Origin of the sequence: Shinella sp. M27, from assembly GCF_049199905.1 — a bacterium.
GTDB lineage: Bacteria > Pseudomonadota > Alphaproteobacteria > Rhizobiales > Rhizobiaceae > Shinella.
In genome coordinates this window covers 32,240-44,907 of the sequence record NZ_JBLZPK010000075.1, presented here as the reverse complement: position 1 = coordinate 44,907, position 12,668 = coordinate 32,240, and the positions used below count along the sequence as shown (strand labels likewise).

Genomic DNA, 12,668 nt, shown 5'->3' with positions numbered 1-12,668 from the left:
AAGATCACCGCGACCTGCTCTTCCGTCTTAAGCGGCGAGAACTGCGGCTGCTTCAGAAGTTCGGTCAGGCGTGCACCGCGGTTCAGCAGGCGCTGCGTTGCAGCATCGAGGTCCGAGCCGAACTGAGCGAAGGCTGCCATTTCGCGATACTGGGCGAGTTCGCCCTTGATCGAGCCGGCGACCTGCTTCATCGCCTTGATCTGTGCGGACGAGCCAACGCGGGAAACCGACAGACCGACGTTAACGGCCGGGCGGATACCCTGGTAGAACAGGTCCGTTTCAAGGAAGATCTGGCCGTCGGTGATCGAGATCACGTTGGTCGGGATGAACGCCGAAACGTCGTTACCCTGGGTTTCGATGACCGGCAGAGCCGTCAGCGAGCCAGCGCCCATGTCGTCGTTGAGCTTTGCAGCGCGCTCGAGGAGACGCGAATGCAGGTAGAAAACGTCGCCCGGGTAAGCTTCGCGGCCCGGCGGGCGGCGCAGCAGGAGCGACATCTGACGGTAGGAAACGGCCTGCTTGGAAAGGTCGTCGTAACCGATGAGGGCGTGCTTGCCGTTGTCGCGGAAGTATTCACCCATCGCGCAGCCGGCGAACGGTGCGAGATACTGCATCGGCGCCGGGTCGGACGCCGTTGCGGCAACGATGATCGAGTACTGGAGAGCGCCGCGCTCCTCGAGAACCTTCACGAACTGGGCAACCGTCGAACGCTTCTGGCCGATAGCGACGTAGACGCAGTACAGCTTCTCGCTGTCCGGGCCGTTGTCGTGGATGGCCTTCTGGTTCAGGATCGTGTCCAGAATGATGGCGGTCTTGCCGGTCTGACGGTCGCCGATGACGAGCTCGCGCTGGCCGCGGCCGACCGGGATGAGGGCGTCGATGGCCTTGAGGCCGGTCGACATCGGCTCATGAACCGACTTGCGCGGGATGATGCCCGGAGCCTTGACGTCAACGCGCGAGCGCTGCTTGGCATTGATCGGGCCTTTGCCGTCGATCGGGTTGCCGAGCGCGTCGACGACGCGGCCGAGCAGTTCCGGACCGACCGGAACGTCCACGATGGCGCCGGTGCGCTTTACGGTGTCGCCTTCCTTGATGTCACGGTCCGAACCGAAAATAACGACACCGACGTTGTCGCTTTCCAGGTTCAAGGCCATGCCACGGATGCCACCGGGGAATTCGACCATTTCACCGGCCTGGACATTGTCGAGGCCGTAAACGCGGGCGATACCGTCACCGACGGAAAGCACCTGACCGACTTCAGAGACTTCCGCCTCTTTGCCGAAGTTTTTGATCTGATCTTTGAGAATTGCGGAAATTTCCGCGGCGCGGATATCCATCAGCCGACCTCTTTCAGTGCAAGCTTAAGAGTAGAGAGTTTGGTGCGAAGGGACGTATCGATCTGGCGCGATCCCACCTTGACGATCAGACCACCGAGAATGGACGGGTCGACGGTGACGGCGATCGCCACGTCTTTGCCGGTGACGCCTTTCAGCGCCGCCTTCAATTCAGTTTCCTGCGCTGCGGTCAACGCATGGGCCGAGGTAACGTCGGCCGTGATTTCGCCGCGGGCGCGGGCCGCGATGACGCGGTAAGCCTTGATCATGCCGGGAACGGCGAACAGGCGGCGATTTGACGCAACCACCTTGAGGAAGTTTGCCACGAGGCCCGTGATGCCGGCCTTGGCGGCAACGGCGGAAATGGCCTTGGTCTGATCTTCGGCGGAGAAGACGGGGCTGACGATCAGCCGCTTCAGGTCATCGCTCTCATCGATCAGGGCCTGGAAACGGTCGAGATCGGCGCCGACAGCGGCAGCGGAGCCAGCTTCCTGCGCAAGGTCGAAAAGCGAAGACGCGTATCTTTCTGCAACACCGGAAACGAGCTGGGATGTGTCTGCCACGGGCACAAGCTTCTCTTTTTTCATTCAGAAAACAGGGCAGTAGCGGAGCTACGGTCCTAAGCTTCTGAAATCGTTGCGGTATTCTTCAGCTCCCACAGGCTTTTTCGCCCGCTTTTTCTGAATTCGCGGTTCGTCTAGCATAGGAAACCGGGACTCGCAACACGCCGGACGCAGGAATGCGCCATAAGTCGGCCACAGTCGAGGCAAAAGTTGACTGCGCGGACTATGCTTTGGCGCAGGCGGAGCGGGATATGCCGTTTTTCTCTTAGAGGAAGCCGAAGGCGTAACCGAGCGGCAGCGCGGCAAGCACCGCCTGAACGAAAAGCACGACAAGATTCTTCGCGCTGAACGCGCCGTCCGACATCAGGGACAGGATGCGGCCGAAGGCGGCAAGCGCAAAACCGCCGCCGATCGCCATATAGATCCAGCTCTGCGCCATCAGCAGCGCCACGATGGCAAGCCCCGCATAGAAGCCGCCGGCCGAACGCACGAAGGCGAGACCTTCGCGGCTCGTCTCCTTCGGCTGCAACCCTGCAAGCTTCAATGCCGTGCCGGGAGCGAAAAGGCCGAAGAGGCCAAGGAGCCCCGTGGCGATGGCCGCACAGAAGGCGAGGAATTCGCCGGTTTCGGTGGGGATATAGAATTCCATCTCGGCTTGTCTCCAGAACTGCCCGCCGCCTTCTATCGCACAGCCGCAGGACAGGCAGAAGCGCACGGCAAAAGTTCGCACAAGTCTTTGTTAACCACGCCCCATCACAGGAAACTCTGCGGATCGATGTCGAGCTGCACCTGTAGCGAGGCACGCTCCTTCGGCCCGTTGGCGAGCATGGTGCGCAGGAAGGTCTGCATGTCGCTGTTTCTGCGGCCATGCACCAGCAGGCGGAACCGGTGTCGGCCGCGCACCAGCGCCAGCGGCGCTTCCGCCGGCCCGAGAATGGAGATGCCGGTGACCTGCGGCGCCGCCTGCCGCAATCCACGCGCATGCGTTTCAGCCTCGGCGCGGCTGTCGGCCGAGACGATGACCGAGGCCAGCCGTCCGAACGGCGGCAGCAGCGCCTTTTCCCGCTCGCCGATCTCACGGTCGTAAAACGCCTGCGCATCGCCCGAGACGATGGCCTGCATGACCGGATGCGCCGGCTGGTAGGTCTGGATGAGGCCGTGGCTCTTGAGGCCCGATCGCCCGGCGCGGCCCGTTACCTGCGAGAGCAACTGGAAGGTCCGCTCCGCCGCACGCGGATCACCGTTCGACAGGCCGAGATCCGCATCGACGACGCCGACCAGCGACATCAGCGGGAAATTGTGCCCCTTGGCGACGAGCTGCGTGCCGATGACGATATCCGCCTCGCCGCGTGCAATCGCCTCCAGTTCCAGCCGCAGCCGCTTCACGCCCATCAGGTCGGAGGAGAGCACGATGGTGCGCGCCTCGGGAAAGTGCTTTTCCACCTCCTCCGCAATACGTTCCACCCCCGGCCCGCAGGCCGCGAGGTGGTCGAAGGTGCCGCATTCCGGGCAGGCCTCGGGCGTGCGCTCGGCATAGCCGCAATGATGGCACTGGATCTGGCCGCGGAACCGGTGCTCCACCAGCCAGCTTGAGCATTGCGGGCACTGGAAGCGGTGGCCGCAGACCCGGCAGAGCGTCAGCGGCGCATAACCGCGGCGATTGAGAAAGAGCAGCGCCTGCTCCTCCTTCTCGATGGTGCGCTGGATGCCGCGCAACAGGATCGGCGACAGGAAACCGCCGCGCGCCGGGGGGTGGCGGCGCATATCGACGAGATGGAGGTCCGGCAGCGCCGCATCGCCATAACGCGTCGGCAGATGCAGCTTGCGATAGCGCCCAACATCGCTGTTGACCCGGCTTTCGACCGACGGTGTCGCCGAAACCAGCACGGCCGGGAAATCGCCGATGCGGGCGCGCACCACCGCCATATCGCGCGCATTGTAGAAGACACGGTCTTCCTGCTTGTAAGCAGGGTCGTGCTCTTCATCGACGATGATGAGGCCGAGGTTTTCGAAGGGCAGGAACAGCGCCGAGCGCGCGCCCGCCACCACCCGCACGTCCCCCGTCGTCACCTGCCGCCACACGCGTTCGCGCATGCGCGGCGCGAGATCCGAGTGCCATTCGGCGGGCTTTGCGCCGAAGCGATCCTGGAAACGCTCCAAAAAGCTCGCCGTCAGCGCGATTTCGGGCAGGAGGATGAGCACTTGCCTGCCGCGCCTCAGCGTCTCTGCAATCGCCTCGAAATAGACCTCCGTCTTGCCCGAACCGGTGATGCCGTCGATCAGCGAGACCGAGAAGATGCCCTTCTGCACGCTCTCCACCAGCTCCGCCGCACTGTCGGTCTGCGGCCCCTCGAGCCGGGGTGCGGCATAGTCCGGATCGGGTGCGGCCACCACAGGCGGCGGCGGCAGGAAGACCGTTTCGAACGTGCCCTGCTTCATCAACCCGTCGATGACGCTCGTTGAGGTGCCCGAGGCGTGGGCGAGGCCGGACTTGGTCCAGGCAATACCATCCTCGACCATTTCCAGCACGCGCTCGCGCGCGCTCGTCAGCCGCTCCGGCCGGTGGCCGGTAAAGCGCAGGCCTTCGATCATCGGTTCGGGATCGAAAGCGGTCGGCGCGCGCAACGCCATGCGGGTGACGAGACCCGGCGGCGTCACCGTATAGGCGGACACCCAATCGAGGAAATCGCGCATCTCCTTCGACAGCGGCGGGCAATCGAAGACTTTCTCGATCGGCCTGAGCTTCTTCGGATCGACCTTGCCGTCATCCCCGCCATCCCAGACGACGCCCGGAACCAGACGCGGCCCGAGCGGCACCTGCACGATGGAGCCTGGCTGGACGGCCATGTCCTCGGGGACCGTATAGGAATAGGGCACGGGCGTGGGCACCGGCACCATGACGGGCACCGTGCGCAAAAAAAGCCTGTCTCCGAAAAGGTTGGTCGAATCGCTGCTCATGAACCGCGACCATGCCTCCATGGCCACGGGAAGAAAACCGCAAAGATGGCGGCCGCCTCATTCGTCATCGTCATCCATCGCGCCGGTCAGCCGCATGCCGTCGATCCAGGTCGCCCCGTCATGGCGCACCACGCGTTTCGCCCTGACACCGCAGCGCGTCTCCACCTCCTGCGCCAGCCGCTCCGAATGGGTGACGATCCACAGTTGGCTCGACTGCGCGGCGCGCGCGATCATTTCTGCCAGCGGCGGCAGCATGTCGGGGTGGAGGCTCGCCTCCGGCTCGTTGAGCGCGATCAGCGGCGGCGTGCGATAGGAGAGAAGGGCCGCAGCCAGCGCGAGGAAGCGGATCTGCCCGTCGGAAAGCTCGCGCGGCTTGAAGACACGCTGCGGAAATTGCGGGAAGATCAAACCATAGGAGGCGAACTCCTCCGGCTCCGGCACAGACAATCGCGCCCCGCCAAAAGCATCCGCCACGGCCCGGTCGAGATCGACCGTGTCTCCTCGGGTCCATTTCAGCGTTGCGAAGACCGCCGCCATATTCGTCCCGTCCTGATCGAGCAAGGGCGCGGTGACGGCGAGGCAGGGCTGGCGCAGCGCCGAATCGCGATCCGAGCGGAAACCATGGAAGAAGCGCCACTGCGAAAGGGCGCGGCGAAACGTGCCGACTTCAGGATAGTGGCCGGCATCACCGAGCAGCGCGATGGCCGTTTCGGATGTCAGCGCCTGCTCGGGATACTCCGTCATCCGGCCCGCCTCGCTGCGCACCATGATGCCTGGCCCTGCGCGCTTCATCATCGTCACTGGCCGGCGGCCAGTCTCGATGGTCAGTTCCTCGGCCTTGACCTGCGGCTCGAAAGCAAAACCCGCCGCATCGATCGGCGGCCGCAGCCCCGCCTCGACGCGGTAGCGGAAGGTGATCGCCCGCTCCTCGTCCAGAAGCTCGGTTTCGAGCCGGATGCGCACCGGCTCGTTCGCACGCCGCTTGCCCGTCCAGAGCGCCGAGGCCATGCCGCCCTCCGCCGCGATTTCATGCGCAAAGGTTCCGCGCACCGCCGCCTGCACCAATTGCAGCGACCGGTAGAGGTTCGATTTTCCGGCACCGTTCTCGCCGACGAACAGGTTCACCCGCCCGAGATCCATACGAATCGAGCGCAGGGAGCGATAATTTTCGGCGGACATCGACCGCAGCAGCATGGTTTCACCCGGCTTCTTGAACACGGCGCTCTCTTACAGCCCACCGTGTCTAGAGGAAGGCAGCCCGCTTTGCCCAGCCTTTTGGCTGAACGTTAGCAAAACCCTAACGCAAATGACCGATCCTGCGGCAAACCGCGAAGGCAGGACATGACCGAACTTCTCATCATCGCCGATCCCGCACTGCTGGCCGAGCGGCAGGCCTGGCTTGCCTCGCTCGCCGACGAGCGCCGTCTCGCGGGCCACACGCTCGATGCCTATGAGCGCGACACCCGCCAGTTCCTCGCCTTCCTGACGCAGCATCTCGCCGCCCCCGCGCGCCTGAAGGACATCGGCAATCTGCGCCCGGCAGACCTGCGCGGCTTCCTCGCTGCCCGCCGTCGCGATGGCGCGGGTGCGCGCACGCTCGGCCGCGGCCTTGCCGGCCTGCGCTCCTTCCTGCGCCACCTTGAGCGCAAGGGCCTCGCCAATGCCGCCGGGGCCTCGGCCGTGCGCTCGCCCAAACAACCGAAATCCCTGCCGAAACCTCTCTCCGACCGCCAGGCCATCGCCGTCGTCGATGCGAATGAGCAGCTTGCCGAGGAACCTTGGATCCGTGTACGCAATGCCGCCGTGCTCACCCTTCTCTATGGCTGCGGCCTGCGCATTTCTGAAGCCCTCTCGCTGACGCCGGAGAATTTCGCCGGCAGCCCGACATCGCTGCGCATCACCGGCAAGGGCGACAAGACGCGCATCGTGCCGCTGATCGCGCCGGCGCGATCAGGCGTCGAGGACTATATCAAGCTCTGCCCCTTCCCGCTCGGCGCGGACAAACCGCTCTTCCGCGGCGCGCGCGGCGGCCCCTTGCAACCGGCCATCATCCAGCGCGAGATGCAGAAAATGCGCGGCGCGCTCGGCCTGCCGGACAGCGCCACACCGCATGCTTTGCGCCATTCCTTCGCCACCCATCTGCTCGCCGGCGGCGGCGACTTGCGCACCATTCAGGAACTGCTCGGACACGCCAGTCTTTCGACGACGCAGGTCTATACCGGTGTCGATTCGGCGCGATTGCTCGAAATATATGACCGGGCGCATCCACGCGCCTGATCCCGTTAAGGGATTGTGAGGATGAGGCGACTAGGGTCCGCGAAAAATACACGGAGTTCGACCATGACAGTCCTTCTTCACAAGAGCCGTCTTTTGCTTGCCGACCGGTTGGCCGATGCCGGTCTCTGGTTCATGGCCGCGATCCATGCGCTGATCGCCCTCTCCTTCCTCGTCGTGCTTGCCGGCCTTTCTCCGGCGCGGGCGGAAGACCTGCCGACCTGCACCGGCAACAACCTGCTAACGAAATACGAGAAGGACGATCCGGCCGGCTACGCCAAGCTGCGCGCCGAGGCCGACGCCACGCCGAACGGCAAGGCGATCTTCTGGAAGGTCGAAAAGAACGGCAAGCCCGCCTCCTGGCTGCTCGGCACCATGCATGTGACGGATCCGCGCGTGCTCGCCATGCCGGAGGCCGCCCGCACCGCCTATGAGAAGGCCGCGACCGTCATCGTCGAATCCGACGAGATCACCGACGAGAAGAAGGCGGGCGCCGCGATGATGGCCCGGCCCGATCTCATCATGTTCACCGACGGTAAGTCGATCACCGATTTCCTTGACCCCGAGGAAAAGGAAAAGCTGGAGAAGGGCCTGAAGGGCCGCGGCCTGTCGCTTGCCGCCGTCGGCCGTATGAAGCCGTGGATGCTGATGAGCTTCGTCGCCCTGCCCGCCTGCGAAATCGCCCGCAAGACCGCCGGTGCCGCCTTCCTCGACCAGCAGCTCGCCAAGAATGCGCTCGCCGACGGCAAGACACTGAAGGGACTGGAAACGCTGATCGAGCAGATTTCCGCGCTGGATTCGCTCGCCGTCGAGCCGCAGATCAAGGGCCTCGTGCAGACGGTGGACCTCGGGGACGGCCTGAAGGACGTCATCGAGACGATGAGCCAGCTCTACCTCTCGGGCGATACCGGCATGATCATGCCGATGATGCGCGCCGCCACGCCCGAAGGTGATGGCGCGGACGCCTATGCCGAGTTCGAACAGCGCATCATCGTCGACCGCAACCACACCATGGCCGACCGCGCAACGCCGATCCTCGATGAAGGCAATGTCTTCATGGCCGTCGGCGCGCTGCATCTCGCCGGCGCGGAAGGCGTGGTCGAACTGCTGCGCAAGAAGGGCTTTACCGTTACCGCGGTGAATTGAGCTTCCGCGCCCGCCGGCCGATGCCCGACAGCATGGTGCGCACGATCAACTTGTGAAACGGCATGACGGCGGCGAGATAGAGCCGGCCGAGCAGGTTGTTGCGGTGAACGAGCGTCATCACGCTCAAGGTCTGGCCGGAGGGCCGGTCCGCCAGCACGTCAATGACGATGCGGAAATCGAGATGCCGGTCGTCGAAGCCGAGCACGACGCGCTCATCGGTCGCGCTCACCACCGGAAAACCGCCGACCTCCGTCTCGGAGGTCTTCACCTCCTTCGCCGCGCCCTTCAGCCCGAAGGGTGCCACGATGGCATTGCGCAGCATCATCAGCTTGCGCACCCAGCCCGGCGGATGCTCCAGCGCCAACCGCGCCGCCTCGCGCGCCGTCAGGTGCTCGACCGGCAGGCCAAGCGTGAAACGGTCCGCCCAGTCGGCGGCGGGAAGCAGCGGGTGCGGCAGGGAAACGGGTCGCGATACCGGAGACATGAAACCATCCTTTGTGGTCTCCATGCTGCGCCGGTTCGCCAAATGAAAACAGGCGGCTGGTTGTCGCAGCCGCCTGAAAAATGTCCAGCCGAAGCGAACGCGCTTCGGTGTCCGATCACATATGGATCGGCTTGAAGAACGTCGCCAGCGCGGCTTCCTTCACGGCTTCCGACATGGTCGGATGGGCGTGGCAGGTGCGGCCGAGATCTTCAGAGGAACCGCCGAATTCCATCAGCACGGCCGCCTCGTGGATCATCTCTCCGGCGCCGAAGCCGACGATGTGCACGCCGAGAACGCGGTCGGTCTCCTTGTCGGCGAGAACTTTCACGAAGCCGTCCGTCGCCAGCATGGCGCGGGCGCGACCGTTGGCGGTGAAGGGGAACTTGCCGGCTTTGTAAGCTACGCCTGCGGCCTTCAGCTCTTCCTCGGTCTTGCCGACGGAGGCAACTTCCGGCTGGGTGTAGACGACGCCGGGGATGACGTCGTAGTTCACATGGCCGGCCTGGCCGGCGAGGATTTCGGCGACGGCGACACCCTCGTCTTCCGCCTTGTGGGCGAGCATCGGACCGCGCACGACGTCGCCGAGCGCATAGATGCCGGGGACATTGGTCTGGAAGTGCTTGTCGATCTCGACGCGGCCGCGGTTGTCGAGCGCAACGCCGGCTTCCTTGAGGCCGAGGCCTTCGGTGTAGGGCTTGCGGCCGGTGGCGATCAGCACGACATCGGCGTCGATGGTGGTGGCCTCACCGCCCTTGACCGGCTCGAAGGTCACCTTGGCGCCGGAGCCGGATTTTTCGACGCCCGTCACCTTAGCGCCGAGCTTGAAGTCCATGCCCTGCTTGGCGAGCATGCGCTGGAACTGCTTGGAGACGTCGCCGTCCATGCCGCCGAGGATGGTGTCGAGATATTCGACAACCGTGACCTTGGCGCCGAGGCGGGCCCAGACCGAGCCGAGCTCAAGGCCGATGACGCCGCCGCCGACGACGACCAGATGGCCCGGCACCTTGTCGAGCGCGATGCCGCCCGTCGAGGAGACGATGACCTTCTCGTCGATCTCGACCGGGACGCCCGGAATGCCGGCGACGTCGGAACCAGTGGCGATCACGATGTTCTTCGTGTCAAGGACCTGCTCCTCACCCTTTTCATTGGTGACGGAGACCTTGCCCGCGCCCAGCACCTTGCCGGTGCCCTGGATGCCGTCGATCTTGTTCTTCTTGAACAGGAAGGCAACGCCGTCGACATTCGACTTCACTGTCGCATCCTTGTGCGCCATCATCTTGGCGAGGTTCAGCGTGGGCTTCACGCCTTCGATGCCGAGCGCATCCATGCCATGGGCGGCGTGGCTGTAGGTCTCCGAGGCATGCAGCAGCGCCTTGGAGGGGATGCAGCCGACATTGAGGCAGGTGCCGCCATAGGTGGCGCGCTTTTCGACGACCGCGACCTTCAGGCCGAGCTGTGCCGCCTTGATGGCGCAGACATAGCCGCCGGGGCCGGAACCGATAACGATGAGATCATATGCCATGACAAGTCCTTCCTGCACGGGGCCTAGCGGCCGCCGCTGACGTTGAGGGCGGCACCCGTCACATAGGATGCCGCATCGGAGAGAAGATAGAGAATGGATTGCGCGACTTCATCGGCCGTGCCCGGCCGCTGCATCGGGATGAGCGACGCCATGTCGCGCGCACGATCTGGGAGGCCGCCGGAGGCGTGGATTTCCGTATCGATGATGCCGGGGCGCACGAGATTGACGCGCACGCCCTCCGCCGCGACTTCGCGGGCGAGACCGATCGTGAAGCTCTCAATGGCACCCTTGCTGGCGGCATAATCGACATATTGCCCGGCCGCACCCAACTGCGCGGCGACTGACGAAAGGTTGACGATGGAGCCACCCTTGCCGCCATGGCGCGTCGACATGCGGCGCACGGCCTCCTGCGCGCAACGGATCGAACCCATGACATTGACGGCGAACATGCGCTCCAGCCGCTCGGACGACATTTCATCGACGCGCTGCGGCGTCGCCACGATGCCGGCATTGTTCACGAGACCATCGAGCCGTCCAAAGGTGCCGTCGATGGTGGAGAAGATATTGGCAAGGCCAAGCTCGCTGCCGACATCGCCCTGAACCGGGATCGCCGACCCGCCGGCCGCGTGGATGTCCGCGACCACCGCCTCGGCGGCTTCGAGATTGGCGACATAGTTCACCGCGACCTGCCAGCCGGCGGCACCCGCCATGCGGCAGACGCTGGCGCCGATGCCGCGGCTACCGCCGGTGACGAGGAGAACGGGGGCTTCCGTCATGCCGTGCATCCCTTCTGCCGGAAGACATCCTGCGGCACGACCTTCGCCTTGCCCTGGTCCCACAGCGCCGAATAGCGCAGCGACGGGCCGAAGCCCGAGAGCAGCAGGGTTTGCGCCGCCTTGGCGCCTTGATCGGGCACAAGGTTCGCGTCGCCCGCCACGTCGAGCGTGTAGATCACGCCTTCCCAGACGGTGCAGGCGGCGATTTCCTCGCCGGTCACGTCACCCTCGGGGCAATTGTGCATGATCATGCCGTTCGAGCGAGCCGGATCGCCCGGCATGACGATACCGTTGAGCACGACGCCGCTTGCGAGAATCTTCAGCTTGAAATGGTGGCTGGTTGCGGCAGCATCGGAACCAACCGTTTCGAAAGTCAACTCATAGTCCCCGTCGCGATCCGCATAGATCGCGTGGTCCTGCCGGCACTCCGCCGCAGAGGCGGCGGTCGCGACAAGCAGACCGATGAGGACGAGGGCGCCGCGCATGGCTCAGTGGGCCTTTTCCGTCGCGAGCTTGATGCCGAGCGCAATGAAGACGAGGCCGCTGGTGCGGTCGATCCACTGACTGGCGCGCGAGAAAGCGGCGCGCATGCGCGGCGTCGTCATAAAGAGCGAGACGCCGACGAACCAGGCGATGAGGCAGGTCGCCATGACGAGGCCGTAGCCGAACTTGATGGCGATCGGCGTATGGGCGCTGACGACCGTCGAGAAGATCGACAGGAAGAAGAATACCGCCTTGGGGTTCAGCGCATTGGCGAGGAAGCCGAGGCCGAAGGCCCTGAGCGCCGACTGCTCCACCTTCGCCTCACCGCCGGCCTTCACGGCCTCGGCGGAAAGGTCCGCCTTGCCCGCACGCAGCGCCTTGATGCCGATATAGACGAGATAGGCGACGCCGCACCACTTCACGATGTTGAAGAGGTAGATCGACTGGGAAATGATGAGGCCGAGGCCGAGGATCGTGTAGCTGACATGCACCATCAGCGCCGCACCGATGCCGAAGGACGTGATCACGGCGGCGCGGCGGCCCTGCACCAGCGACTGGCGCATGACCATGGCGAGGTCGGCGCCCGGCGAAACGATTGCGAAGGCAAAGATCGCCATCAGCGAGGCGAGTTCGATCAGATAGGAATGCATCGCATCGTCTCCGTTTTCAGGCGCGAACGGCCGTCAAAAGACCAGCGCCAGCAGCATCATGGTAAGGCCGATCATCGACAGCACCCATGCCAGCGAGCGGACATAGGCGACACCGGCCAGATAAAGCGGAATGTAGGCGACGCGGCAGGCAAACCACAACCACGCGCCGGTAATCCCCCAGCCCGAAGCATCCCCCTTCAGCACCAGCGCCAATGCAAGCGCGACGAAGGCCGGATAGGTCTCCCGGAAATTGGCGGATGCCCGCGCCGCACGGCCGGCAACCTTGCCGGAAGGCGAAAAGTCCACGTCGCGCGGTCCCGGATTCCACGATGCGCCCAGCGTCTTCGATGCTTCCGCGCTCGTCGTGAAGGCCTGCAACAGGACATGGACGATCAGCAGCACGGCGCTCCAGCCGACCATGGGCAGGAAGGGAGAGACGGAAAGGGAGGACACGTCCATGGCGATTGCGCTTCTTGGC

Annotated in this window: 13 protein-coding genes; 2 read left to right on the top strand and 11 right to left on the bottom strand. The window is 64.6% G+C overall.

Going from position 1 to position 12,668, the window contains the following annotated elements:
* The 5 genes from atpA to ACOZK4_RS26665 all read right to left on the bottom strand — a co-directional run.
* Window positions 1–1,337: F0F1 ATP synthase subunit alpha (gene atpA, locus ACOZK4_RS26685; RefSeq protein WP_421594667.1), on the bottom strand; the 1,337-nt coding region annotated here is incomplete at its 3' end.
* Complete coding sequence (locus tag ACOZK4_RS26680; RefSeq protein ID WP_313529479.1) at window positions 1,337–1,903, bottom strand: F0F1 ATP synthase subunit delta; 567 nt, start codon at window positions 1,901–1,903, stop codon at window positions 1,337–1,339. The genes atpA and ACOZK4_RS26680, both read right to left, overlap by 1 nt.
* Window positions 1,904–2,162: 259 nt before the next feature.
* Window positions 2,163–2,546: a DUF4345 domain-containing protein gene (locus tag ACOZK4_RS26675; RefSeq protein ID WP_421594666.1), complete on the bottom strand. Its 384-nt coding sequence runs from the start codon at window positions 2,544–2,546 to the stop codon at window positions 2,163–2,165.
* Between the two features lie 104 nt (window positions 2,547–2,650).
* Window positions 2,651–4,855, bottom strand: coding sequence for a primosomal protein N' (locus ACOZK4_RS26670; protein ID WP_421594665.1), 2,205 nt, complete (start codon window positions 4,853–4,855; stop codon window positions 2,651–2,653).
* 57 nt (window positions 4,856–4,912) lie between these two features.
* Window positions 4,913–6,049 (bottom strand): AAA family ATPase, encoded by a 1,137-nt coding sequence (locus ACOZK4_RS26665; protein ID WP_421594669.1) that lies wholly within the window; start codon window positions 6,047–6,049, stop codon window positions 4,913–4,915.
* A gap of 147 nt (window positions 6,050–6,196) precedes the next feature.
* Between ACOZK4_RS26665 and ACOZK4_RS26660 the strand changes: the two genes are divergently transcribed.
* Complete coding sequence (locus ACOZK4_RS26660) at window positions 6,197–7,132, top strand: tyrosine recombinase XerC (protein ID WP_421594664.1); 936 nt, start codon at window positions 6,197–6,199, stop codon at window positions 7,130–7,132.
* Window positions 7,133–7,195: 63 nt separating this feature from the next.
* A complete protein-coding gene (locus ACOZK4_RS26655; protein ID WP_421594663.1) occupies window positions 7,196–8,275 on the top strand; it encodes a TraB/GumN family protein in 1,080 nt (359 codons plus the stop codon).
* Here the strand turns inward: ACOZK4_RS26655 and ACOZK4_RS26650 are convergent.
* The 6 genes from ACOZK4_RS26650 to ACOZK4_RS26625 all read right to left on the bottom strand — a co-directional run bounded on the left by ACOZK4_RS26650 (window position 8,259) and on the right by ACOZK4_RS26625 (window position 12,649).
* Complete coding sequence (locus ACOZK4_RS26650; protein ID WP_421594662.1) at window positions 8,259–8,759, bottom strand: DUF2867 domain-containing protein; 501 nt, start codon at window positions 8,757–8,759, stop codon at window positions 8,259–8,261. The two genes, ACOZK4_RS26655 and ACOZK4_RS26650, sit on opposite strands and share 17 nt — an antisense overlap.
* A gap of 115 nt (window positions 8,760–8,874) precedes the next feature.
* Window positions 8,875–10,281, bottom strand: coding sequence for a dihydrolipoyl dehydrogenase (gene lpdA / locus ACOZK4_RS26645; protein ID WP_421594661.1), 1,407 nt, complete (start codon window positions 10,279–10,281; stop codon window positions 8,875–8,877).
* Between the two features lie 23 nt (window positions 10,282–10,304).
* Window positions 10,305–11,057: an SDR family oxidoreductase gene (locus ACOZK4_RS26640; RefSeq protein ID WP_421594660.1), complete on the bottom strand. Its 753-nt coding sequence runs from the start codon at window positions 11,055–11,057 to the stop codon at window positions 10,305–10,307.
* Complete coding sequence (locus ACOZK4_RS26635; RefSeq protein WP_421594659.1) at window positions 11,054–11,542, bottom strand: hypothetical protein; 489 nt, start codon at window positions 11,540–11,542, stop codon at window positions 11,054–11,056. Before ACOZK4_RS26635 ends, ACOZK4_RS26640 begins: the two co-directional genes overlap by 4 nt.
* 3 nt (window positions 11,543–11,545) lie before the next feature.
* Window positions 11,546–12,190: a LysE family translocator gene (locus ACOZK4_RS26630; RefSeq protein WP_421594658.1), complete on the bottom strand. Its 645-nt coding sequence runs from the start codon at window positions 12,188–12,190 to the stop codon at window positions 11,546–11,548.
* Window positions 12,191–12,223: 33 nt separating this feature from the next.
* Entirely contained in the window at window positions 12,224–12,649 is a 426-nt protein-coding gene (locus ACOZK4_RS26625; RefSeq protein WP_421594657.1) for an MAPEG family protein, read from the bottom strand.
* Window positions 12,650–12,668 lie beyond the last annotated feature (19 nt).

Coding starts and splice junctions, on each gene's coding strand:
- ACOZK4_RS26655 (WP_421594663.1), top strand. CDS start 7,196: ATGACAGTCCTTCTTCACAAGAGCCGTCTTTTGCTTGCCGACCGGTTG.
- ACOZK4_RS26675 (WP_421594666.1), bottom strand. CDS start 2,546: ATGGAATTCTATATCCCCACCGAAACCGGCGAATTCCTCGCCTTCTGT.
- ACOZK4_RS26665 (WP_421594669.1), bottom strand. CDS start 6,049: ATGCTGCTGCGGTCGATGTCCGCCGAAAATTATCGCTCCCTGCGCTCG.
- ACOZK4_RS26670 (WP_421594665.1), bottom strand. CDS start 4,855: ATGAGCAGCGATTCGACCAACCTTTTCGGAGACAGGCTTTTTTTGCGC.
- ACOZK4_RS26630 (WP_421594658.1), bottom strand. CDS start 12,190: ATGCATTCCTATCTGATCGAACTCGCCTCGCTGATGGCGATCTTTGCC.
- ACOZK4_RS26635 (WP_421594659.1), bottom strand. CDS start 11,542: ATGCGCGGCGCCCTCGTCCTCATCGGTCTGCTTGTCGCGACCGCCGCC.
- ACOZK4_RS26625 (WP_421594657.1), bottom strand. CDS start 12,649: ATGGACGTGTCCTCCCTTTCCGTCTCTCCCTTCCTGCCCATGGTCGGC.
- ACOZK4_RS26660 (WP_421594664.1), top strand. CDS start 6,197: ATGACCGAACTTCTCATCATCGCCGATCCCGCACTGCTGGCCGAGCGG.
- ACOZK4_RS26650 (WP_421594662.1), bottom strand. CDS start 8,759: ATGTCTCCGGTATCGCGACCCGTTTCCCTGCCGCACCCGCTGCTTCCC.
- ACOZK4_RS26640 (WP_421594660.1), bottom strand. CDS start 11,057: ATGACGGAAGCCCCCGTTCTCCTCGTCACCGGCGGTAGCCGCGGCATC.
- lpdA (WP_421594661.1), bottom strand. CDS start 10,281: ATGGCATATGATCTCATCGTTATCGGTTCCGGCCCCGGCGGCTATGTC.